A 20,945-nucleotide genomic window follows, 5' to 3' on the forward strand; every position below is an offset into this window, starting at 1 on the left:
GGGGGTGGGCAGTTGGCACGGGCGCCCGACGTGACGGCCGGCCGGTGACCGGATGACGGACAGCATCTCGTGCGGGCGGTGGTGCGGGGGGGGGGGGGGGGGGGGGGGGGGGGGGGGGGGGGGGGGGGGGGGGGGCGGGGGGGCCCCCCCCCCCCCCCCCCCCCCCCCCCCCCCCACGACCGGACCGTTCGCGGGCTCTCTGATGGATCCCCGCGGGCCTCAGCCCTGCGCCGGGGTCGCCGGAGTCTCCGGCGTGAGCACGACGAAGTCCGCGTTCGACGGGTCGAGGCAGACTGCCAGGCGGCCCACGCCCTCCGCGTCATCCGGGCCCATCTGGACACTGCCGCCGTTCTCGGTGACCCTGGCGACCGCGGCGTCGCAGTCGGTCACCGCGAACACCGGGTGCCAGTACGGCACCCCGCTCGCCAGCGCGAGATCCTCCTTGCTGAGCTCCATGACGCCGCCGAACATGCGCTCCTCGGGAAGTCCGGAGGGGGTGATGAGGGAGTACGAGCCCCCGCCGCCCGGCAGCTCCATGTCACCGAACTGCCAGCCGAAGACACTGCCGTAGAACTCCTTCGCGGAAGCGGCGTCGCTGGTGTACAGCTCCGTCCAGGACAGCGAGCCCGCCTCGTCCGCCAGCTCGAAGCCCGCGTTCTTCCCCGGCTGCCAGACGGCGAACTGGCCCCCGAGCGGGTCGCTGTACTGCGCCATCCGACCCCAGTCGCCCAGGTCCCGGGGCGCCACCCGCACCGTGCCGCCCGCGCTCTGAACGGCCCGGGTCGTGGCGTCCGCGTCGGTGACGGTGTAGTAGATCATCCAGGCCGAGCGGGCACCTTCCTCGCTGAGCCTGCCGAGCCCGGCGACGGTCTTGCCGTCCTTCTTGAACATCCCGCCTTCCATGTCGCCCCCCTCGCCCATGGATTCGTACTCCCAGCCGAGCACCGCGCCGTAGAAGGCCGCGGCGGCCGGGACGTCGGGGGAACCGAGGTCGAGCCAGCAGGGGGAGCCGGGAGTGAGGTCAGTGGTGATCACGGCGATTCCCTTTCGCAGGTCCTGTGTCTAATCAGCGTGACACCAGCCACTGACAATCGCCCGTCGGTCACTCTCGTACGGGCCCGGGGCGCCGCTCTGTCACCGCTGGCAGTGGGAGAGCACGCTGCGTACGGCCGCGGAGGTGAAGGTGACCGCGTCAGGGTGGCCCAGGTCGATGGCCAGGGTGAGGTCGGCTTCGGTGGGCCAGTTGACTGCCAGGGTCTCGAGTTGCAGCTGCCGGTAGCAGTGGATGTCGGGAAAGGCGTCCGAGAGCCGTTCCTCGCAGGTGAAGACCACGACGGCCTGGGTTCCCGGCGGGTACTCGAGTACGGGCAGCGTCATCATGTCCGTGTCCTCGGCATCGCGGGCGGCAATGTCGGCCGGCAAGGGCACGAGGACATCGGAGGCGATCAGGGTGTCCAGGGCCGACGGGTCGTAACGGTGGCGCTTGAGATCGCGCAGAGCTTCCTGCGCCGCGGCCGTGAGCACTGCCTCGGGGATGGCGATCATGGCCTTCCTCCTGTCAGTGCGTTGCGGTTCCGGACTGGGCGTTTCTCCGCGTACCCCAAGGTAGGACCAGGTATGCGCACGCCGACGCGGTCATGCGCCCGGGCCCCGCCCCGCGGTAGAAGCGGGTGCCACATACATCCGCATCTCACCGATCCGGTGGTACGGCCAGGTGCGGGCGTACGCGGGCGGCTGTGCCTCCGGCGCGACGAGCGCGGCGACCGGCAGCCGCCGGGCGGTTCGCTCGATGTCCTGAGGGGTGGTGTTGGCGTTGTTGCCGTCGGTGTTGGCGGAGGAGCAGCCGGTGTAGAAGGCGATCGGGATGGCCTCGTACTCGGTCAGCAGGCATGGCGGCCGTACGCCGAGCCGGTGCAGCTCAGCTGCCGTGCGGGCCCAGTCGCGGCGGGCGTCGTGGGTGCGGTCCACGATGTGGTTCAGCACCGCGTACTGGATCGCGAGGTGCCCGACGAGACCGAGCGCCACCAGGGTCACGGCCACTTTCCGCCGCGTTCGGCTCCGCGGGGTGGTGACCAGGTGGACGAGCGCGGCTGCGACCGGGAGCGCCAGCAGTGCGTAGGCGGGCTGCAGGAAGCGTGGTGCCGCGTATCCGATCAGGAACAGGTAGGGGAAGGCGGCCGTCGCGGCGCAGGTCAAGGGCAGGAGGGCAACGGCCGTCCGGCCCGCCCGGACGGCGACCACGAGGCCGAGGGCGGCCAGCAGGGGCAGGACGAACCACCAGATCAGCACCGCCGGGTGCGGCCACGGCGCGGTGCACGGGCGGCACAGGGTACGGCCGACCAGGGAGCGCAACTGGTCGTCCACGGCGAGGTTCCAGCCGAGGCCGCCCTGGACCAGGGAGGCGTCGGCCAGCCGTTGCCTCAGGCCGCCATAAGCGACGTACGCCTCGACGACCCACTCGAGCGCCCCGGCCGCCAGCCCCACGACCAGCGACGCCAGCAGCGGCCATCGCCGCCAACGGCGCACGCACAGCAGCACGGCGAGCAACGGCAGGGTCACCCAGACCGCGTCGGTGGGCCGCATCCACGCCATCAGCGCCGCGCTCAGGCCCACGCCCCACAGCGCCGCCCGGTCGAAACGGTTCGCCTGGGCGCGCAGGAAGTATCCGACGAGGGCCAGGCCACCGATCGCGACCCAGTAGTTGGGCATGACCTGCGGTCCGTAGAACAGGGTCACCCACAGCGTCGCGAACAGCGCGCCGGCCAGGGCCAGCACACGCATGGGGAACAGTCCCCGCCAGGCGCGCAGCGCGAGGAACAGGCCGAGTCCGGACAGCAGCGCCATATAGACCCGCAGCAGGGCCGTGGACGTCGACCACGAGGCGATGGGGGCGGCCAGCAGCGAGACGCCGCGGGCGCGCGGCGCACTGAAGAACGCCGCCGGGGCCTGCGGGCTGACCTGACTGACGTACACCACCTCGTCCCAGCCGAGGCCCATTCCGGGGCGTACGAGAGTCAGTTGAGCGAGCGTGAAAGCACCTGCCACAAGGGCGAGCCCGCTCTGACCGCCGAAGCGCCGCGCGGCACGGGCCCGTGCCGACGGGCGGCGCCGCTCGGCGTCGACGAGCGGGACGTGCAAGGTCTTGGGCATGTCCACCCTTCACCCCGGCCTGAAAAGACCGGCCTGAATCCAGTCTGAAAATAGCGAAAAACTATCAAACGCGGACAAATTAGCGCACGCCTCGCAGGGGCGCAGCGCGGCACGGAGGGAGGGGGCCATCTGGCCGCCCGAAAGGGGGTACGTAGGGTGGCGGCCATGCCGGGAGACGGGTGGGCGCGGTAGTGGCGGAGCCAGAGTCCCCTGACATGTCACGCGGTGCCCGGCTGGCCGCCCACAGCGCCGTCTCCACGACGCTCGCCCTGTGCAGCGATCATCAACTGCGTGAACTGGTCGACACCGCCGTGCCGTTGGGTTCCGGCATCGGCGGGAAGTCGGTGCTGATGGAGGTCGCCGGACGCCCGGTGTTCGTGAAGCGGGTGCCGCTCACCGACCTGGAGTCGCTGCCGGAGAACGTCCGGTCCACGGCGAACCTGTTCGGGCTTCCCGCCTTCTGTCAGTACGGCATCGGGGCCATCGGCGGGGCGGGCTTCGGGGTCTGGCGGGAGCTCGCCGTGCACATCATGACCACCAACTGGGTGCTCGGGGACGCGTACGAGGGCTTCCCGATGATGTATCACTGGCGCGTGCTGCCGGACACGGCACAGCCCGTCCCCGAAGAACTGGCCGATGTGGACCGGGCCGTCGCCTACTGGGGAGGCGGGCCTGAGGTACGCCACCGGATCGAGGCGCTCGGCCGGTCATCTGCGAGCGTCGCGCTGTTCCTGGAGTACATCCCGCAGAACCTGCACACCTGGCTCGGCGCACAGATGCGCACGGAGGACGCGAACGCGGCCTGCCCCATGGTGGAGCGGGAACTGGAAGCGGGCGTCTCCTTCATGAACGCGCGCGGGCTCCTGCACTTCGACGCCCACTTCCGGAACATCCTCACCGACGGCCGGCGCCTGTACTTCACCGACTTCGGCCTCGCGCTCTCCTCCCGCTTCGACCTGTCGCAGAGCCACGCCGCCTTCTACGACCGGCACCGCGTCTACGACCGCGCCTACACGATGACCTGGCTGGTGAACTGGCTGCTCAAGGACCTGTACGACTACGAGCGGGAGGAACGCGAGGCGGCGGTGCGCGCCTGCGCCCGGGGCGAGCGCCTCGCGGGAATCCCCGACGCGGCGGCGGCGATCATCGCCCGCTGGGCACCGCTGGCCGCGGTGGTGTCGGGCTTCAACCGCACGTTCCATGACGAGAGCAGGGAGACCCCGTACCCGGTGGAGGAGATCCACCGGGTGTGCGCGAGGAACGGCTTGCCCGTCAGCGCAGGTTCAGCCGGTACCTCAGCGGAGACCTGCCGGTGATCAGCACCCGCACCCCGTCCGGTGTGAGCGAACCGCTCATCCAGGAGTAGCGCTCCCCTGCGTCCACCACCGGCGGCTGTTTGCCGCCCTTGCCGTTGCCGGGGCCGAAGGTGATGCGGTCGTCACCGACGGTGTACGTGGCTTCTCCGCGGACGAGCTGGTACGTGTCCGGGGAGTCGGTCACAGCTTCCAGGCCGTCGCCGGTCAGGGTGCCGCCACGGCGGAAGCAGAGTTCCAGTGCGAACGGCACCTCGGAGCCGGCCAGTTCGACGTCCAGTGTCCATGAGCCGTCCGCCGCCTCCTTCACCACTACTTCGGTACGGAGCGTGCGGTACTCCTTCGGCCGGTGCGGGAAGTCCATGGCCGACCAGAAGCGGCCGTCATTGGTCAGCGGATAGAGGCCGTCACTGCGGCGGTGCTGAGGGGGCAGGGGCTGATGGTAGGCGCCGCGAACCTCGGCAGTGAGGCGCCAACCGCCTTCCGTGCGCTCCAGGTTCTCCGCCCGGAAGTGGCCGAGCGAGAAGAACTGCGGGGCGAGGCGAAGGGAGTCAAGGATGGCCCCTCCCTTGCGCATCTTGAAGAACGTGGGGTTGGTGGACAGCCCCGACGAAATGGCGTGCACGTCGGGGAAGTCGGTGCCTCCGTAGATGCTCGCGGTGGCGTCGCCCCGTCGTACGCGCATCAGGGCGCAGCTCTCGTCGTGGTGTTCGAAGTCCGTGGGCAGCTCGGCGACTCGGGGCAGCTTGCGGGCCAGCTCGGGCCGGTCGAGGACCTCGGCGAGCCGGTCTCCCGGCGGGGTCTCGCCGAAGGTCTGGCCGGCTCCCCGCTCCTCCAGCAGCGCGGCCACCGCCGCGAACCGCCCGTCGCCGTCGCGGATCGCCAGCTCCCGGTACTGAAGCCAGAATTCGGGAAGGTATCGCAGGACCGTCTGGTCCTGACGGCGCGAATGGACCGACTCCACCTCGCCGTTGGGCTCGATGACGTACAAGGTGGCGGCGAGGTTCTTGCGCACGACGGCGTAGAGGTCCCGGCGTCCGTGGTGGCGTGCGAGGGTCAGAAGGGCCGGATTGGTCACCACAGCCGAGTAGGTGGGACTGCGCTCGCTGTACTCGCCGCCCGCCAGCTGGTCGATGCCTTCGGCGAGCCAGGCGTCGATGCGGCGCGGGTATGCCGGGTCGGGCCAGCGGCGGTGGATGCGGGCCAGCGCCGCGCACACCAGCCAGCGGTGGTTCGCCGTGTGCAGCCCACCGGTGGCGAGCCCCGGGCCCGCCGCACGCAGAATCCGCTCGACGGTCGCCCGCAGCTTCGCGGTCGGCCGGTGACCGTCCTCGTCGAGCAGGCTGTACGCCAGATTCAGGTCGACGATCGAGAACGCGGTGTCCGGCGGCGAGTGGGCCGCGCCCTGGTCCCAGAGCCCGTCGTCGAACTGCTCCTCGGCCAGCGTGTCCGCGAGCGTTTCCAGCGGGCCGAGCAACGCCTCGTCGTGGTGGTACGCCGAAGGTGCGTGCACGTAGACCGAGGTGAGAGTGCGGATCGCGCGGGCGGAGGAGCGGGCCTTGCCTCTGTCGCGCAGCTCGGTGAGGTAGGTGGCGTACCCGTCGAGAACCGACCTGGCGCGGGTGTCCGCAGCCGTGGTGAGAAAGGCCAGGAAGTCCACGTCCTCATCCCCCTCAACTCCCGTGTTTGCGAAGGCGGTTCCGTGCCCCACGGCCGCACTCGCGGTAGCGGCGGCGCCCGTGGTGGAGGCGAGGAAGGTTCTACGGCCCATCATGCAGACTCCGTTCGAGAGACTCCCGAAGACAGCCGTACGTCGATCGCCGTGAGCGCCAGCGCCAACGGCCCCGGTGCCAGGAACGCCAACGGCAGCAGCATCCACGCGCACAGCGCTGCCGCCGCCACGGCCAGGAGTACGAGACCGCTGCCGCCCACATCCCGTACGGAATCCCGGGCCGCCTCACGCACCGCCGCGCGCCAGTCGGTGAGGGACTCGGGGCGGGCGCAGGCGCGCAGGCCGACGACAGTGGCGTACGTACCGATGAGCGCGGCGACGGCGGCGAAGAGCGGCGCGCCCGGCAGGCCCGCCCGGGCCAGCGCCAGGTCGGCGAGCAGGAGCAGCACGCCCGCCGCGGACAGCGCACCGGCCGCGAGGTCACCGGCCCGCAGCCGTTGCCGCAGCACCGCCAAGTACCGTCCCGCCGTGGCGGGTTGGTCCTCCCGCGCGCCGCGCAGCACCGCGCACGCCGTGGACAGGGCCGCCGGCAGCGTGACGACCGGCAGCGACACCAGCGCCGTACAGACGCCCACACTCAGCACATCCGCGAACAGGGTCATCCGCGGTCCGAAGATCTCGCCCGTCTCGCGGGCCTGCCCGGCGCTCATCCCTTGATCCCGGAGTTCGCCATGCCCTCGACCAGGAAGCGCTGGAACGCGAGGAAGAACAGCACGATCGGAAGCAGCGCGATCACCGACATCGCGAACATCGGGCCGAAGGCCGACTGGCTGGAGGCGTCCACGAACTGCCTGAGCGCCAGCGTGAGCGTGAACTTCTCCGGCGAGAAGAGATAGATCAACTGGGTGAAGAAGTCGTTCCAGGTCCAGATGAAGGTGAAGATCGCGGTGGTGATCAGCGCGGGCCGGGTCAGCGGCAGGATGACGCTGAAGAAGCTGCGGAACGGCCCGGCGCCGTCGATCCGCGCCGCCTCCTCCAGCTCACGCGGCAGCCCCCGCATGAACTGCACGATGAGGAAGACGAAAAACGCCTCCGTGGCAAGGAACTTGGGCAGGATCAACGGCCAGTACGTGTTCACCATGCCGAGCTGGTTGAAGATGATGTACTGCGGGATCAGCACGGCATGGTGCGGCAGCATGATCGTCGCGATCATGAACGCGAACAGCGGCCCGCGGAAGCGGAAGCGCAGACGCGCGAAGGCGTACGCGGCCAGGGAACAGCTCAGTACGTTGCCGATGACGGCGCCGCCCGCGATGAACAGGGAGTTGCCGAGCAGCTGCCACACCGAGACCTCGTTCACGCCCTCCAGAGCGGTCGAGTAGTTGGACCATTCCAGGCTGCTGGGCAGCAGGTTGAGGCTGGCGATCACCTCGTCGGCGGGCTTGACGGAGGTCGCGAGCAGCCAGGCCAACGGGTACAGCATCACCAGCAGCGCGGCCAGGCAGCCGGCGTGCAGGGCGACGCGACGCCAGGCAATGGGCTTGCGGACGGCGGGAGTTGCGGCGGTTGAGGTGGTCATCGGTCCCCCTCGGACGCGTAGAAGACCCAGGAGCGCGAGGTCCGGAACAGTACGGCGGTGACGGCGCCGATCACGAGGAGCAGGACCCAGGCCATCGCGGAGGCGTAGCCCATGTGGGAGGCGACGAAGCCGCGGTCGTAGAGGTAGAGGGTGTAGAAGAGTGTGGAGTCGGCCGGGCCGCCCTTACCCGCGCTGATGGCGAAGGCGGGGGTGAAGACCTGGAAGGCCTGGATGGTCTGGAGCACCAGGTTGAAGAAGATCACCGGGGACAGCATGGGCACGGTGATGGACAGGAACTGCCGCCATCGACTCGCCCCGTCCACAGCGGCCGCCTCGTACAACTCCCCCGGGATCTGCTGGAGTCCGGCCAGGAAGATGACCATCGGCGCGCCGAACTGCCACACCGTCAGCAGCGCGATGGCCAACAGCGCCCAGCCGGGTTGATTGACCCAACCGCCCGTGCCCAGCAGGTTGTCGACCGTGCCGCCGTCGTTGAAGACGGCCCGCCACACCAGGGCGATGGACATGGAGGCGCCGAGCAGGGAGGGCGCGTAGAAGGCCGAGCGGTAGAAGCCGCGTCCACGCTTCATGGACTTCAGGGCGAGCGCCACGACCAGCGCCAGGCCGAGTTGGAGGGGCACGGCGATCACTACGTACGTGAGGGTCGCGACGACCGAACGCCAGTAGCGCGGGTCCTCGGTGAACATCTGCGTGTAGTTGCGCAGGCCCACCCACTGCGGCGGGTTGAACAAGTCGTAGTCGGTGAAGGAGAGATAGAGCGAGACGGCCATCGGGAGCAGCGTCAGCACGGCCGCGCCGAGGACCCACGGGGAGAGGAACACCCAGGCGGCGCCCTCGCGTTGGCGACTCGGGGGCTTCTTTCCGGTGGCGGTCTGCCGAGTTCGTGAGGCGGCCGTCGGCATCTCTGTGGTGGTCATGAGCGCAGCTCCGCCTTCGCCTCGGTGACGTAGTCCTCGGCCGCCTCGCGGGGCGACATCCGCTCGTACGACACCTGGTCGTAGTCGCGCATGAAGGTGGTCTGCAGGGCACTGTCGCCCGAAGGGGGCGCCTGGGGCGGGGCGTTGAGGTCGCCGTCCACGGAGGCCTGGTAGTCGGCGATCGTCTTGTCGAAGTCCTTCAGCCCGGGCGCGACCGCCTCGCGGACCGTCTCGTTGACGGGGATGCCGCGGGTCGCGCCGAGGATCTTCGCCGCGTCCATGTCGTTCAGCATGAAGTCGATGAACCGGGCGGCCTGCTTGGGGTGTTCGGAGGCCTCGGCGATGCCCATGAACATCGACGGCTTGAAGTACTGGCCGGGCCTGCCGTCCTCACCCGACGGCATGGGCGCGAGGCTGACCCCGCCGGGGACGAGGGCGAGGAAGCCGCTGGCAGGCGCGTCCCAGTTCATGTCGGAGATGGCCTTGCCGCGGCCCAGCGGGGTGTTCTCGACCGTGCCGTCGATCTGGGTGGTCTCCTCGGCCGGCGATACGGCGCCCTCGCGGCGCAGCTTGTCCGTGAAGGTCCACCACTTGGTCAAGTCGGCGGCGGTGAATCCGAGTTGGTGGTCCTTGGTGTAGAGCTCCTTGCCCTGGCCGCGCAGCCACACCTCGAAGCAGTCCTCGCTCTGGCCGGGGTCGGTGCCGCCGGGCTTGCCGGTCTTCTTCGCGAGGGCGCGCATCGCGTCGGCCCAGTCGCTCCACGTCCAGCCCTCGCGCGGCAGCTCGACGCCCGAGGCCTTCCACTGCTTCGCGTCGTACGCGGTCGTCTCGGTGCCGCGTGCCTGAGGAATCGCGTACTGCTTGCCGTCCACGACGCCCGTGGCCAGCAGGCCCTTGTCGATGTCGGCGGTGGTGAGCGCGGACTTCTGCTTCGCGAGGTCCAGGAGGACGCCACCGGAGGCGTACTGGTCGATCATGCGGTAGTCGAGCTGCATCACGTCGGGGGCGTCGCCGCCGGCCGCCTGCGTGGCCAGCTTCTGCTTGTACGGCTCGTATCCCGAGAACGACGTCTGGATGTCGATGCCGGGGTTCCGTTCCTCGAACAGCGCGACGGCCTCCTCGGTGCGGGCCGCCCGGTCCGGGTTGCCCCACCAGGTGTAGCGGAGCACGACCTCGCCACCGCCGACCGAATCGCCGGATCCCGTACAGCTGGTGAGCGTCGCACAGAGTGCCAGCACGGCGGCCGTCATGCAGGACCTCGTTGTCCTGTTTCCGGGCATGTGTGGGGTCACCTCTCTCGGGCAGAAAGCGCTTGCGAGCAGAACGACCCTAGGTATCGTCCGGATGTCCGTACAAGCCCCCGTGCGCCACTTCCCAGGAACTGACCCGGATCTTCACCGGCGGAACTGCCACGGATCTTCACCGGCGTCATCGACACCCAGCGAACGGAGAAACCTATGACCTTTGAGACCGAACGGCGCCGCCGTCGCTGTGCCGTGGTGGGGCTGGGCGCGCGGGCCCGGCTCTTCACCGAGGCACTGGCCGGTCCCTACGCGGACCGGATCGAGCTGGTGGGTTTCTGCGATGTCAACGCGCACCGCATGGCCGTCCACAACGAGTGGCTGGCCGCCGACCACCCCGGACGGGCGCCCGTACCGGCGTACGCGGCCGACGACTTCGAGCTCATGCTTCGTGATGAGCGCGTCGACCTGGTCGTGGTGTGCAGCGTGGATCGCACGCACGACCAGTACATCGTGCGGGCTCTGGAAGCGGGCTGCGACGTGGTCACCGAGAAGCCGATGACGACGGACGCCTCACGGGCCCGGCGCATCCTGGACGCCCAGCGACGCACGGGCCGCGAGGTGCGGGTCGCCTTCAACTACCGCTACAACCCGGTGCATTCAGCCGTCCGTCAGTGCCTGGCGTCCGGCGAGATCGGCGAGGTCGGCTCGGTGCACTTCGAGTGGCTGCTCGATCTGAGGCACGGCGCGGACTACTTCCGGCGCTGGCACCGCGACAAGGCCAACTCCGGTGGCCTGATGGTCCATAAGGCGACTCACCATTTCGACCTGGTGAACTGGTGGCTGGGCACATCGCCCGAGACGGTCTTCGCACAAGGCGGTCTCTTCTTCTACGGGGAGAGTGCGGGGCGGCGGCGAGGATTCGCGCGTTCGTATACGCGGGCTCATGGCGACCCCGCCGCCGACGGCGACCCCTTCGCCGTACGACTCGCGGATTCGCCCGTGCTTCGCTCGCTGTATCTCGACGCAGAGGGGGAGGACGGGTACCACCGCGACCAGAACGTCTTCGGCCCTGGAGTGACGATCGAGGACGACATGGCGGTACTCGTGCGGTACGCCTCGGGCGCGACGCTGACGTACCACCTGACGGCGTACGCCCCTTGGGAGGGCTACCGGGTTTCGTTCAACGGGAGTTCGGGGCGGCTGGAGCTGCTGGTGGAGGAAACGACGTGGGTCCGCCCGGACGTCGTCGGGTCGGAGGGCTCGAATCCTGTCATGCACGGCTCGTCGGCCGGCGAGGAGGCGGGCCGTACGGAACTGCTGCTGCGCCGCTTCTGGGAGCCGCCGCGTGAGGTGAAGGTCGCGACGGGCGAAGGCGGCCACGGGGGAGGGGACGTCCGCATGCTGGCGGACCTGTTCGGCGAGCGGACGGAAACCCCGGATGCCCTGGGCCGCGCGGCGGACGCGACGGACGGGGCGCGGTCCCTGGTCACGGGGCTGGCGGCGAACCGGTCGTTCGAGACGGGGGCGGTGGTCCGGGCTCGGGATTTGCTGGACGTTTGAGGGGTTGGGTCAGGCGGTTGAGGGGGTGGGGTCGTGGGGCGGGTGGGTGCGTGCGGTTCGGGGTGGCTGGTCGCGCCCACGATGGGGGTCCGGTCCCGAACACGACTGTGATGTACGGCGGCTGCCCACCGACAGGTAGATCCAGGAATGTTAGAGATCACCCAGACGCTGTCCCATGCACAGCCAAAACCCTTCGCGAGTGGACGTGACCTGCTGCGGGCCGGATCACCAAGTGCGGCCGGCCGCAGCGGAGTGCAAATCTGGCAGGTCACGCAGGTTACGTCGCGCCCGCGCCCGTCCACCGTCAACAGGAGAGCGAATGGCCGATGCGAGTGACATCGAGGTCGTCGTCTTGGACGTCCTCGGAACGATGGTCGACGAGCCCGGCGGACTTCGAGCGGCCATTCGCGAAGCGGTGCCCGCGTCCGACGATGCGTCGGCCGACCAGCTGCTCACTGTGTGGCAAGAGCATGTCGAGCACGAGCAGCGACGCATCGAGGAACAGAGCCGGGCGTACGCGAACACCGAGATCATCGACCGCGAGGCAGCTCAGCGCGTAGCCGACCGTGCCGGACTCACCGGCTCGGAGGCCATCGGGCGACTGGCTACCGCGAGTCAGCGCCTGAAGCCCTGGAACGACTCCGTCGCCGGACTCACGCGCCTCGCGCGGCGATTTCCCGTACTGGGGCTCTCCAACGCCGGCCGCGCGACACTGCTCCGTCTCCACGCATACGCCGGGCTGCGCTGGCACCAGGCGTTGTCCGCCGAGGATGCCCGGGCCTACAAACCCGCACCGGAGGTCTACCGGCTCGCGATCGACGCGGCAGGATGCCCACCGGAGCGCGTGCTGATGGTCGCCGCCCACGCCTGGGACCTCCGCGGAGCGCAGGCAGCGGGAATGCGAACCGCCTACGTTCATCGACCAGGCGGGGATCCTCCGAAGGGGACCGACACCTTCGATTGGCGGTCAAACACCTTGGACGAGTTGGTCGCCGAGCTGACGGCGACGTAGCAACGCCGATCTGATCGGCGCCGCCGCACGCGGGCTCGGCGAGTCACCCGCGCGGCTCGCCTGCCTACGATCGCCCCATGGTCCTCTTCCTCCTGGAACGCGTAGCTCCGAGTCCCGTCGACCAGGTCTGGCGGCGGCTGACGACATGGGAACGCCATGGGGACGTCGTACCGCTCACCCGGGTCACCGTCGTCACCCCACCACCGACCCGCGAGGGCACGGTCTTCGTGGCTCGATCGGGAATCGGCCGCCTCGCGTTCGACGACCCGATGGAGGTCGGGAGCTGGCGACCGCCGACGGAGGGACGCTCAGGGATGTGCCGTCTGCTCAAGCGTGGGACCTTCGTGACGGGGTGGGCCGAGATCGCCGTGCATCCATACGGGAACGGAGGTTCACGGGTGGTGTGGCAGGAGGAACTGCGCGTACGCCGACTGCCGACCGCCTTCGACCGGCCACTGGCGTGGGTGGCCCGGGGGATGTTCGGGCGCGCGGTGGACGGGTTGTTGAAGCTGCCTTGATCGCCGTGTCGGCGGTCATGTGCAATCCCCAAGCATCTGCATGATCAGCTTCACGTGCCCTGCGGATTCGGTTCAGTGCCGTTCCGGATCGAACTCCAGCACCTGCGTGAGCCGGATGTTGTTGCCCGACGGGTCCCGGAACGACGTGTCGATCCCGTACGACTGCGCCGTGGGCGGGTCGTTGAACTCGACGCCACGGGCGGACAGTTCGTCATACGCGGCCTTGCAGTCATCGGTCTCCAGGAACAGCGTGCCGCCCGCACCCTTGGCCACCAGATCCGACAGCTGGGCACTGCTCGCCTCGTCCAGCATCGGCTGCCCCGGTATCGGCATCAGCACCAGCGCCGGACCGTCCCCGCCAGGCGGGGCGACGCACAGCCACCGGAAGCCCCATGTCTTCATCGCCACGTCCGCCCGCACCTCCCAGCCGAGTTTCTTTGTGTAAAAGTCAAGCGCCGCGTCCTGGTCGTGCACCCAGAACTGCGCATTGGCGATCTTGATCGTCGTCATGGTCACTCCTCGGTCGGTTGCCTGGAACCGACGCTAGGCAGCCGGCAACGCCGTGTCTTCTCGAAACGTGCGGTTTCGTGGCCGTCCGTAGGTCATCGCCACACAGCGGGGGATGCGCACATGCCGTGCGGCGGGCGGGTGCGCCGCCCGGTACGCCTGCGGGGTCATCCCGTACATCCTCAGGAAACTCGTCGTGAACGAACCGATGCTCCGCACACCGACGGCGACGCCGATCGCGGCCACCGTCCAGTCGGTCGCAAGCAGCAGGGTGGCGGCCCGCTCCAGGCGACGGGTCAGCAGGTACTGGTGCGGCGATTCGCCGAACGCGGCCTTGAAGCAGCGGCTGAAGTGGGCAGGGGACAGCGCGGCGGCCGCGGCCATGTCGGCCACAGTGAGTGACTCGGAGTAGCGGGCGTCCGCGAGATCCTTGGCGCGGAGCAGATGACGAGCGATCGGAACATGGGCCACGGTACCCATTGTGAGGTCACCGGGACCCCGCCGCTCCTAGAAGTCTCTGTGGCCGACCTGGGAACATCCTGTGCGACTGCCTGGGGGTGTTCCGGTCTTGCCTGGCGCCCTGGCATCGCACCGCCGAATCGGACGACACCGTGGCTCAGTCGTCCACGGTTGGCGGCAAAGTGCTCCGAGTCGGCTCAATTCCTCGGATGCCTGAGCAGCGGGCGCGCCGGCTAGGCGGGCCCGCTGCTCGTCGAATTCCTGGCCCCTCAACCTCCGGCGAGAATCGGCGGGTTGGCCAACCGCACCAGCTCCAGGGCCTGTTCGGGGAACCAGTCCCCCGCATCAGGGTCGATCATCCCGCGCTCCGGGTCCTCCGGACCCTCCGTGCCGCGCAGGCACAGCCCGTCCGATTCGCCCGGGATCTTGATCCACAGGCGGGCGTCGTGGAGCGGGTCGCCCGTGCGGAGGGTGGGGCGGGTGCCGAGGCCGCGGTCGGGTGGGTTGCACCAGTCCTGTGGGTCCGTGTACTTGCCCGGGGGCGGGGTCCACGGGCCTTGGCCGTTGCGACTGGAGTCGGTGACGAAGTGCTTCATACGGGAGGCCGGCACGCGTACGTTCTCGTCGAACCAGGCGCGGGCGTCGGCGCGCGGCCAGCCCTGGTTGGGGCAGTCGGCCACGTCGCCGCCTCCGTCGGCGTATGCGAGACAGGACGAGATCAGCTTGCCGTACCAGGAGTTGGCGTCGTCGGTCTGGTAGTTGGACGTGTTGGTGAAGAAGCCCGAGGCGCGGGCGATGCCGCCCTTGAGGAGGCGGGGGACGATCGAGTTGACGGTGTGCCAGCCGGGGTGGCCCGTGTCCAGGTACACCCGCGTGCCGCGCAGCGGTTCCAGCTTGTCCACCGCGTAGTTGACCTCGGTGTACCGGGCGGCGGTCAGCGTGCCCTGGGCGTCGTCCTGGCCGCAGTCGGCGGGGACGAGGGCGAGGGAGTCGGGTTCGAGAACGACGAGCGCGTCGCGGCTGCTGATCCCGCGCGCGACCGCGTCGATCCACGCCTTGTACTCGGCCGTGTTGGAGGCGCCGCCGCCCGAGTAGTTGGAGCAGTCGCGGCCGGGCACGTTGTAGAGCGCGAAGACGGGCAGTGTGTCGTCCTGGTCCGCATCGCGTGCCACCTCGCGAATCTGCCGCTCGACCTGGGTCGGCGTCTGGTCGCCGTACCAGACCGCCTGCGGTGTGCGCGCCATGGTGAGGATGCCTGCCGCGTCCCGGAGTCGGCCCGCCCGGGTCAACTCGAAGGCCTGGCGATACGCCGCCGGGTTCGCCTCGGGAACGTACAGGCCGGGTCTGTGCCGTTCGGCATCGGCTACAGCGTCGGCCACATCCGCCGCGCCTGCCGTCGGCGCGCTCAGCAGAGAGGCCAGGCCAACCAGTAAGGCGGCCAGGCCTGTTGAGATACGTCTCATGGGTCACTCCTGGTTCGCAACGGTCACCGGGGACTTGCGGACTTACGGGAGCGCTCCCACGAGCCTCGTCGCGTACCTGGCGGCCCGTCAAGGTGGCTGCAGCAGACGGCTCTTATACGCAGTACGCCCGATCTCAGGCCACCGACCCCATCCGCCCCGCCACCGACGCAGCAGCCGTCCCGTCGTGATGGATCGGCGTATGCGCCCCCGTCAGCGAAACCCCGCTCCCCCCACGCCGATTCGCGACGATCTCCGACGCGATCGACAGCGCCGTCTCCTCGGGCGTACGGGCCCCGAGATCCAGCCCGATCGGGGACCGGAGCCGCGCCAACTCCAGCTCCGTCACGCCCACTTCACGCAGCCGCTCGTTGCGGTCGAGGTGCGTGCGGCGCGACCCCATGGCACCCACGTACGCGACCGGCAGCCGTAGCGCCAGCCGCAGCAGCGGTACGTCGAACTTGGCGTCGTGGGTCAGGACGCACAGGACCGTACGGGCGTCCACCGACGTCCGCTCCAGGTACCGGTGCGGCCACTCGACCACGACCTCGTCGGCCTCCGGGAAGCGGGCCGCCGTCGCGAAGACGGGACGCGCATCGCACACCGTCACGTGGTACCCGAGAAACTTGCCGATGCGCACCAGCGCCGACGCGAAGTCGATCGCACCGAAGACGATCATCCGCGGCGGCGGCACCGACGACTCGACCAGCACCGTGAGCGGCGCTCCGCAACGAGAGCCCTGCTCTCCGATTTCCAGGGTGCCGGTGCGGCCCGCGTCGAGGAAGGCACACGTCTCGGCCGCCACCGTGCGGTCCAGCTCGGGATGGGCGCCGAATCCGCCCTCGTACGGGCCGTATGAGCCGTCGGGACGCACGAGCAGCACGCGGCCCAGCAACTCCGTCGGCCCCGAGACGATACGCGCGACCGCCGCCGCCTCCCCGCGGGCGGCGGCGGACAGGGCCGACGCGAACACCTGCCGGTCGGGCGCCGAGGCGCGTACCGGCGTCACCAGGATGTCGATGACGCCGCCACATGTCAGGCCCACCGCGAACGCGTCCGCGTCGCTGTATCCGAAGCGCTCCAGAACCGGGACCGACTCCCCGTCTGCCAACGCCTGTTGGCACAGCTCGTACACCGCCCCCTCCACACAGCCCCCGGACACCGAACCGATCACCGACCCCTCGGAGTCCACCGCCAGGGCGGCGCCGGGCTGGCGGGGCGCACTGCCGCCGACGGCCACCACGGTGGCCAGGGCGAAGTCGCGGCCCTGCTCGACCCACCGGTGCAGCTCTTCGGCGATGTCCAGCATCTCGGTCTCCTCACGGGTACGGGGGGGGCGAGCGGCGGGCGTCCGTTTGACGCCGGGGGTCGGGGGGCGGAGGCGGAGTCCCCAGGAGAACTCCCCCTCCACCCCGGAGCAGTTACATGCCGGTGAGGTGCTCCGGCCGCACCGGCGTCCGGTTCAACTCGAGACCCGTCGCATCCCGAATCGCCGCCAGTACCGCCGGAGTTGACGAAAGCGTCGGTGCCTCGCCCGCGCCCCGGAGTCCGTACGGCGCGTGGGCGTCGGCGAGTTCCAGCACGTCGACGGGCATCGTCGGCGTGTCCAGGATCGTGGGGATCAGGTAGTCCGTGAAGGACGGGTTGCGGACCTTCGCCGTCTTCGGGTCGACGAGGATCTCCTCCATGACGGCCATGCCCAGGCCCTGGGTCGTGCCGCCCTGGATCTGGCCGACGACGGAGAGCGGGTTGAGGGCCTTGCCGACGTCCTGGGCGCAGGCCAGTTCGATGACCTTCACCAGGCCCAGTTCGGTGTCGACCTCGACCACGGCCCGGTGTGCGGCAAAGCTGTACTGGACGTGTCCGAAGCCCTGCCCGGTATGCCGGTCGAACGGTTCGGTGGGCCGGTGCCGCCATTCCTCCTCGACCTCGACCGCCTCGTCTTCGAGTACGTCTGCCAGGTCGGCCAGCACCTCACCGCCGTCGGTGACGACCTTGCCGCCCTCCAGCAGCAGCTCGGCGGTGGCCCAAGCGGGGTGGTACGTACCGAACTTGCGGCGCCCGATCTCCAGGACCCGCTCGCGGACCAGTTCGCAGGCGTTCTTGACGGCGCCGCCAGTGACGTACGTCTGACGCGACGCAGAAGTCGAGCCCGCGGAACCCACCTGCGTGTCGGCCGGCTGGATCGTCACCTGCGTGACGCCGAGCTCGGTGCGGGCGATCTGCGCATGGACGGTGACGCCGCCCTGGCCGACCTCCGCCATCGCGGTGTGGACCGTGGCGACGGGCTCGCCGCCGACAACTTCCATGCGGACGCGGGCAGTTGAGTAGTCGTCGAAGCCCTCGGAGAAGCCGACGTTCTTGATGCCTACCGCGTACCCGACACCCCGTACGACGCCTTCGCCGTGCGTGGTGTTGGACAGGCCGCCCGGCAGCTGGCGTACGTCCGCGCCCTCGGAGCTCGCCCACTGGCGCTCCGGCGGCAGGGGCATCGCCTTGACGCGGCGCAGGAGTTCGGCGACCGGGGCGGGTGAGTCGACGGGCTGGCCGGTGGGCATGATCGTGCCCTGCTCCATGGCGTTGAGCCGGCGGAACTCGACCCGGTCCATGCCGACCTTGTCGGCGAGCTTGTCCATCTGCGCCTCGTACGCGAAGCAGGCCTGCACCGCGCCGAAGCCGCGCATGGCGCCGCAGGGCGGGTTGTTGGTGTAGAGGGCGAGGGCTTCGATGTCGACATGGTCGATGACGTACGGGCCCGCGCCGAGCGAGGCGGCGTTGCCGACGACGGCGGGTGAGGCCGAGGCGTACGCGCCGCCGTCCAGGACGATGCGGGCCTTCAGATGCGTCAGCTTGCCGTCCTTCGTTGCCCCGTGCTCGTAGAAGAGCTTCGCGGGGTGGCGGTGGACGTGGCCGAAGAAGGACTCGAACCGGTTGTAGACGATCTTCACCGGCTTGCCCGTGCGCAGCGCCAGCAGACAGGCGTGGATCTGCATCGACAGGTCCTCGCGCCCGCCGAACGCGCCACCGACGCCGGACAGCGCCATCCGCACCTTCTCCTCGGGCAGGCCGAGGACCGGGGCGATCTGGCGGAGGTCGGAGTGCAGCCACTGGGTGGCGATGTAGAGGTCGACGCCGCCGTCCTCCGCGGGGACCGCCAGACCGGACTCCGGGCCGAGGAACGCCTGGTCCTGCATGCCGAAGGTGTACTCGCCCGTGACGACGAAGTCGGCGCTACGGCGGGCCTCCGCCACGTCTCCGCGGATGATCGGCTGGCGGTGCAGGATGTTGGGGTGCGTGACGTGGGCGGCGTAGTGATCCGTGCGGTTTTCGTGGATCAGCGGAGCGTCGGGGGCGGTCGCGGTCAACTCGTCAGTGATGACCGGGAGTTCGCGGTATTCCACCTTGATCTTGGCGGCGGCGCGGCGTGCGGTCTCCGGGTGGTCGGCGGCGACGATCGCGACGGGCTCGCCGTGGTGGCGTACGCGGCCATGGGCCAGTACGGGGGTGTCCGGGAACTCCAGTCCGTAGTGCCGCACGTCGGTCGGCAGGTCGTCGTACGTCATGACGGCGTACACGCCGGCCTGCGCGAGGGCTTCGGAGGTGTCGATCGACACGATCTCCGCGTGTGCCACCGGAGAGCGCAGGATCTGGCCCCACAGCATGTCCTCGTGCCACATGTCGGAGGAGTACGCGAACTCTCCGGTGACCTTGAGTGTGCCGTCCGGGCGGAGCGTGGACTCGCCGATACCGCCCTTGGTCCGCGAGCCCTGGGTGACCTTGGTGGGAGTGCCGAGGGGAGCGTTGTTGCCTGCCATGCTCAGACCGCCTCTCCCTGCCGGGCGGCCGCCAGGCGGACCGCGTTCATGATCGTCTCGTAGCCGGTACAGCGGCAGAGGTTGCCCGACAGCGCCTCGCGGATGTCCTCGTCGGTCGGGGTCGGGTTGCGCTCCAGCATCTCGTCGGCCGCGACCAGCAGGCCGGGGGTGCAGAAGCCGCACTGCACGGCGCCTGCGTCGATGAACGCCTGCTGGATCGGGGAGAGTTCACCGCCCTCCCCGGTCTGGGAGTCGGTACCGTGCGCGGCCCACCGTTTGGCCTCGTCGAGGGATGTACCGCAGGAATCGGTTGCGCAGGAATCAGTTGCGGGGGAACCGGTTGCGCGGGAAGCGGTTGCGCGGGAATCACCGCCGCAGGCCCGCTGCCGTGCGTACTCCGCCAGCCCCTCGACCGTGACGACCTCGCGCCCCTCGGCCTGGCCCGCCGCGACCAGACACGAACACACCGGTACGCCGTCGAGCCGGACCGTGCACGAGCCGCACTCCCCCTGCTCGCAGGCGTTCTTGGAACCCGGCAGCCCCAGGCGCTCCCTCAGCACGTACAGCAGGGACTCGCCCTCCCAGACGTCGTCGGCTTCCTGGGGGCGGCCGTTGACCGTGAAATTGACGCGCATTACGCGACTCCCTCCGTGGCGGCGGTGCCGCGGTACGACTCCCAGGTCCAGGTCAGCGTCCGGCGGGCCATGATGCCCACTGCGTGGCGGCGGTAGTTCGCGGTGCCCCGGACGTCGTCGATCGGGTTGCAGGCGGCGGCGCACAGGTCCGCGAACTGCTTGGCGACCGACGGGGTGATGATCTTGCCGTTGTCCCAGAAGCCGCCCTCGTCGAGCGCCGCGTTCAGGAACTCCTCGGCGGCCCTGGCCCGCACGGGCGTGGGCGCGGCCGAGCCGATGCCGGTGCGGACCGTGCGCGACGACGGGTGCAGGGCGAGACCGAAGGCGCAGACCGCGATCACCATCGCGTTCCGCGTGCCGACCTTGGAGAACTGCTGCGGCCCGTCGGCCTTCTTGATGTGGACGGCCCTGATCAGTTCGTCGGCGGCGAGAGCATTGCGCTTCACACCGGTGTAGAAGTCGTCGATCGGGATGCGGCGGGAGCCTCGTACGGACTCGGCCTCGACCTCGGCGCCCGCCGCGAGGAGCGCGGGGTGGGCGTCGCCGGCCGGGGAGGCGGTGCCGAGGTTGCCGCCGACGCCTCCGCGGTTGCGGATCTGCGGGGAGGCGACCGTGTGGGAGGCGAGGGCGAGACCTGGGAGTTCGGCCCGCAGGTTCTCCATGATGCTCGTGTACGGGACCGAGGCGCCGAGCCGCACGCTGTCCTCGCCGACCTCCCAGTCGCTCAGGTCGCCGATGCGGTTCAAATCCAGGAGGTACTCGGGCCGGCGGTGATCGAAATTGATCTCGACCATCACATCGGTGCCGCCCGCAATCGGCACAGCGGTGGGGTGCTCGGCCTTTGCGGCGAGCGCCTCCTCCCAGCTGCCGGGGCGAAGGAAGTCCATGAGGGGCTCTCTCTTCGTATCGTGGGGCGTTCCGTTTGAGCCAGACCGTAGACGGCTGCGGGATCGGCTCGATCAGGAGCTGTTCACAGGGATTGAGACCAGTACACCTCGGGGTCCCTCACCTGGGTCAGTCACGGAAACCATGAAGGAGTCGGCTGGCCAGGGCGATCGTCTTGTAGATTCATCTGAACGGGGG

19 protein-coding genes are annotated in these 20,945 nt (G+C 69.7%); 4 read left to right on the forward strand and 15 right to left on the reverse strand.

The window, feature by feature from the left end; translation table 11 throughout:
- Positions 1–219: 219 nt before the first annotated feature.
- The 3 genes from ACGFNK_RS35180 to ACGFNK_RS35190 form a co-directional block, all read right to left on the reverse strand.
- Positions 220–1,035 carry a VOC family protein gene (locus tag ACGFNK_RS35180; protein ID WP_393422514.1) on the reverse strand — a complete coding sequence of 272 codons (816 nt, stop codon included), beginning with the start codon at positions 1,033–1,035 and terminating at the stop codon, positions 220–222.
- Positions 1,036–1,134: 99 nt separating this feature from the next.
- Positions 1,135–1,545 carry an SseB family protein gene (locus tag ACGFNK_RS35185; RefSeq protein WP_393422516.1) on the reverse strand — a complete coding sequence of 137 codons (411 nt, stop codon included), beginning with the start codon at positions 1,543–1,545 and terminating at the stop codon, positions 1,135–1,137.
- Between the two features lie 90 nt (positions 1,546–1,635).
- Positions 1,636–3,150 (reverse strand): hypothetical protein, encoded by a 1,515-nt coding sequence (locus ACGFNK_RS35190; RefSeq protein WP_393422518.1) that lies wholly within the window; start codon positions 3,148–3,150, stop codon positions 1,636–1,638.
- Between the two features lie 215 nt (positions 3,151–3,365).
- Here ACGFNK_RS35190 and ACGFNK_RS35195 point away from each other — a divergent pair, with 215 nt between their 5' ends.
- Positions 3,366–4,466 (forward strand): protein kinase family protein, encoded by a 1,101-nt coding sequence (locus ACGFNK_RS35195; protein ID WP_393422520.1) that lies wholly within the window; start codon positions 3,366–3,368, stop codon positions 4,464–4,466.
- Here ACGFNK_RS35195 and ACGFNK_RS35200 read toward each other — a convergent pair.
- The 5 genes from ACGFNK_RS35200 to ACGFNK_RS35220 are packed head-to-tail and all read right to left on the reverse strand — an operon-like array spanning position 4,423 to position 9,932.
- Positions 4,423–6,237, reverse strand: a complete 1,815-nt coding sequence (locus ACGFNK_RS35200; RefSeq protein ID WP_393422522.1) for a hypothetical protein — start codon at positions 6,235–6,237, stop codon at positions 4,423–4,425. The two genes, ACGFNK_RS35195 and ACGFNK_RS35200, sit on opposite strands and share 44 nt — an antisense overlap.
- A complete protein-coding gene (locus ACGFNK_RS35205) occupies positions 6,234–6,845 on the reverse strand; it encodes a hypothetical protein (RefSeq protein ID WP_393422524.1) in 612 nt (203 codons plus the stop codon). Before ACGFNK_RS35205 ends, ACGFNK_RS35200 begins: the two co-directional genes overlap by 4 nt.
- Positions 6,842–7,714, reverse strand: coding sequence for a carbohydrate ABC transporter permease (locus tag ACGFNK_RS35210; protein ID WP_189323797.1), 873 nt, complete (start codon positions 7,712–7,714; stop codon positions 6,842–6,844). The genes ACGFNK_RS35205 and ACGFNK_RS35210 overlap by 4 nt, the downstream gene beginning before the upstream one ends.
- Positions 7,711–8,652, reverse strand: a complete 942-nt coding sequence (locus tag ACGFNK_RS35215) for a carbohydrate ABC transporter permease (protein WP_393422526.1) — start codon at positions 8,650–8,652, stop codon at positions 7,711–7,713. The genes ACGFNK_RS35210 and ACGFNK_RS35215 overlap by 4 nt, the downstream gene beginning before the upstream one ends.
- On the reverse strand, positions 8,649–9,932 hold the full coding sequence (locus ACGFNK_RS35220; RefSeq protein ID WP_393422528.1) for an ABC transporter substrate-binding protein: 1,284 nt from the start codon (positions 9,930–9,932) through the stop codon (positions 8,649–8,651). The genes ACGFNK_RS35215 and ACGFNK_RS35220 overlap by 4 nt, the downstream gene beginning before the upstream one ends.
- 177 nt (positions 9,933–10,109) lie before the next feature.
- Here ACGFNK_RS35220 and ACGFNK_RS35225 point away from each other — a divergent pair, with 177 nt between their 5' ends.
- The 3 genes from ACGFNK_RS35225 (at position 10,110) to ACGFNK_RS35235 (ending at position 12,986) form a co-directional block, all read left to right on the forward strand.
- Positions 10,110–11,456 (forward strand): Gfo/Idh/MocA family protein, encoded by a 1,347-nt coding sequence (locus ACGFNK_RS35225; protein ID WP_393422530.1) that lies wholly within the window; start codon positions 10,110–10,112, stop codon positions 11,454–11,456.
- A 319-nt stretch (positions 11,457–11,775) separates the two neighbouring features.
- Positions 11,776–12,468 carry a haloacid dehalogenase type II gene (locus ACGFNK_RS35230; RefSeq protein WP_393422532.1) on the forward strand — a complete coding sequence of 231 codons (693 nt, stop codon included), beginning with the start codon at positions 11,776–11,778 and terminating at the stop codon, positions 12,466–12,468.
- Between the two features lie 77 nt (positions 12,469–12,545).
- Positions 12,546–12,986 (forward strand): SRPBCC family protein, encoded by a 441-nt coding sequence (locus ACGFNK_RS35235; RefSeq protein ID WP_393422534.1) that lies wholly within the window; start codon positions 12,546–12,548, stop codon positions 12,984–12,986.
- A 72-nt stretch (positions 12,987–13,058) separates the two neighbouring features.
- Here ACGFNK_RS35235 and ACGFNK_RS35240 read toward each other — a convergent pair whose 3' ends face one another.
- From ACGFNK_RS35240 to ACGFNK_RS35270, 7 genes are all read right to left on the reverse strand, one after another.
- The gene (locus ACGFNK_RS35240; protein ID WP_393422536.1) at positions 13,059–13,496 is read right to left on the reverse strand and encodes a VOC family protein; all 438 of its coding nucleotides are present in this window, start codon (positions 13,494–13,496) and stop codon (positions 13,059–13,061) included.
- A 33-nt stretch (positions 13,497–13,529) separates the two neighbouring features.
- Positions 13,530–13,973: a helix-turn-helix transcriptional regulator gene (locus tag ACGFNK_RS35245; protein ID WP_393422538.1), complete on the reverse strand. Its 444-nt coding sequence runs from the start codon at positions 13,971–13,973 to the stop codon at positions 13,530–13,532.
- A 248-nt stretch (positions 13,974–14,221) separates the two neighbouring features.
- Positions 14,222–15,415 carry a glycoside hydrolase family 6 protein gene (locus tag ACGFNK_RS35250; RefSeq protein WP_393422540.1) on the reverse strand — a complete coding sequence of 398 codons (1,194 nt, stop codon included), beginning with the start codon at positions 15,413–15,415 and terminating at the stop codon, positions 14,222–14,224.
- Between the two features lie 133 nt (positions 15,416–15,548).
- Positions 15,549–16,721 carry an XdhC family protein gene (locus tag ACGFNK_RS35255; RefSeq protein WP_393422542.1) on the reverse strand — a complete coding sequence of 391 codons (1,173 nt, stop codon included), beginning with the start codon at positions 16,719–16,721 and terminating at the stop codon, positions 15,549–15,551.
- A 112-nt stretch (positions 16,722–16,833) separates the two neighbouring features.
- Positions 16,834–19,227 carry a xanthine dehydrogenase family protein molybdopterin-binding subunit gene (locus tag ACGFNK_RS35260; protein WP_393422544.1) on the reverse strand — a complete coding sequence of 798 codons (2,394 nt, stop codon included), beginning with the start codon at positions 19,225–19,227 and terminating at the stop codon, positions 16,834–16,836.
- A gap of 2 nt (positions 19,228–19,229) precedes the next feature.
- A complete protein-coding gene (locus tag ACGFNK_RS35265) occupies positions 19,230–19,862 on the reverse strand; it encodes a (2Fe-2S)-binding protein (protein WP_393422546.1) in 633 nt (210 codons plus the stop codon).
- Positions 19,862–20,749, reverse strand: coding sequence for an FAD binding domain-containing protein (locus ACGFNK_RS35270; protein WP_393422548.1), 888 nt, complete (start codon positions 20,747–20,749; stop codon positions 19,862–19,864). Before ACGFNK_RS35270 ends, ACGFNK_RS35265 begins: the two co-directional genes overlap by 1 nt.
- Positions 20,750–20,945: the final 196 nt, after the last annotated feature.

The organism is Streptomyces sp. NPDC048825 (assembly GCF_043198355.1).
GTDB classification, from domain to species: domain Bacteria; phylum Actinomycetota; class Actinomycetes; order Streptomycetales; family Streptomycetaceae; genus Streptomyces; species Streptomyces xiangluensis.

Excerpts from the sequence above, each read along its gene's own strand:
- ACGFNK_RS35190 (WP_393422518.1), bottom strand. The coding sequence starts at position 3,150 with ATGCCCAAGACCTTGCACGTCCCGCTCGTCGACGCCGAGCGGCGCCGC.
- ACGFNK_RS35210 (WP_189323797.1), bottom strand. The coding sequence starts at position 7,714 with ATGACCACCTCAACCGCCGCAACTCCCGCCGTCCGCAAGCCCATTGCC.
- ACGFNK_RS35230 (WP_393422532.1), top strand. The coding sequence starts at position 11,776 with ATGGCCGATGCGAGTGACATCGAGGTCGTCGTCTTGGACGTCCTCGGA.
- ACGFNK_RS35200 (WP_393422522.1), bottom strand. The coding sequence starts at position 6,237 with ATGATGGGCCGTAGAACCTTCCTCGCCTCCACCACGGGCGCCGCCGCT.
- ACGFNK_RS35225 (WP_393422530.1), top strand. The coding sequence starts at position 10,110 with ATGACCTTTGAGACCGAACGGCGCCGCCGTCGCTGTGCCGTGGTGGGG.
- ACGFNK_RS35270 (WP_393422548.1), bottom strand. The coding sequence starts at position 20,749 with ATGGACTTCCTTCGCCCCGGCAGCTGGGAGGAGGCGCTCGCCGCAAAG.
- ACGFNK_RS35255 (WP_393422542.1), bottom strand. The coding sequence starts at position 16,721 with ATGCTGGACATCGCCGAAGAGCTGCACCGGTGGGTCGAGCAGGGCCGC.
- ACGFNK_RS35195 (WP_393422520.1), top strand. The coding sequence starts at position 3,366 with ATGTCACGCGGTGCCCGGCTGGCCGCCCACAGCGCCGTCTCCACGACG.
- ACGFNK_RS35260 (WP_393422544.1), bottom strand. The coding sequence starts at position 19,227 with ATGGCAGGCAACAACGCTCCCCTCGGCACTCCCACCAAGGTCACCCAG.
- ACGFNK_RS35245 (WP_393422538.1), bottom strand. The coding sequence starts at position 13,973 with ATGGGTACCGTGGCCCATGTTCCGATCGCTCGTCATCTGCTCCGCGCC.
- ACGFNK_RS35185 (WP_393422516.1), bottom strand. The coding sequence starts at position 1,545 with ATGATCGCCATCCCCGAGGCAGTGCTCACGGCCGCGGCGCAGGAAGCT.
- ACGFNK_RS35220 (WP_393422528.1), bottom strand. The coding sequence starts at position 9,932 with ATGCCCGGAAACAGGACAACGAGGTCCTGCATGACGGCCGCCGTGCTG.
- ACGFNK_RS35250 (WP_393422540.1), bottom strand. The coding sequence starts at position 15,415 with ATGAGACGTATCTCAACAGGCCTGGCCGCCTTACTGGTTGGCCTGGCC.
- ACGFNK_RS35215 (WP_393422526.1), bottom strand. The coding sequence starts at position 8,652 with ATGACCACCACAGAGATGCCGACGGCCGCCTCACGAACTCGGCAGACC.
- ACGFNK_RS35235 (WP_393422534.1), top strand. The coding sequence starts at position 12,546 with ATGGTCCTCTTCCTCCTGGAACGCGTAGCTCCGAGTCCCGTCGACCAG.
- ACGFNK_RS35265 (WP_393422546.1), bottom strand. The coding sequence starts at position 19,862 with ATGCGCGTCAATTTCACGGTCAACGGCCGCCCCCAGGAAGCCGACGAC.
- ACGFNK_RS35240 (WP_393422536.1), bottom strand. The coding sequence starts at position 13,496 with ATGACGACGATCAAGATCGCCAATGCGCAGTTCTGGGTGCACGACCAG.
- ACGFNK_RS35205 (WP_393422524.1), bottom strand. The coding sequence starts at position 6,845 with ATGAGCGCCGGGCAGGCCCGCGAGACGGGCGAGATCTTCGGACCGCGG.